The sequence below is a fragment of the Acinetobacter sp. 5862 genome (assembly GCF_024494585.1).
GTDB lineage: Bacteria > Pseudomonadota > Gammaproteobacteria > Pseudomonadales > Moraxellaceae > Acinetobacter.
The window spans coordinates 1-284 of sequence record NZ_JANHGP010000110.1 but is presented as its reverse complement, the minus strand read 5'-3'; the positions used below and the strand labels follow the sequence as shown (position 1 = coordinate 284).

Genomic DNA, 284 nt, shown 5'->3' with positions numbered 1-284 from the left:
TTTCAGACTCAAATTCTAATCTGTTAATGATTAACTACCGCCTCGTCAGCGAGTAGTAAACTGTGATAAATCACAGAAGTTAACAAGCTATTTGCTTACTAAGTTCTGTAATCTTTAGCTCTAAGCTCCATCTTATGTGTGCCTGCGCACAGCATAGCTGTTTGCTTAAATTCTCGGACAAAGCGTTGCTTTGTTTACCCTCGAATTTGGTGGAGACTAGGAGAGTCGAACTCCTGACCTCCTGCGTGCAAAGCAGGCGCTCTACCAACTAAGCTAAGTCCCCA

The 284-nt window shown here is 43.3% G+C and carries 1 tRNA gene; it reads right to left on the bottom strand.

Annotated features, from left to right (window positions below):
* Window positions 1-207: 207 nt before the first annotated feature.
* Window positions 208-283: transfer RNA gene (locus tag NO346_RS14745), tRNA-Ala, on the bottom strand.
* Window position 284 lies beyond the last annotated feature (1 nt).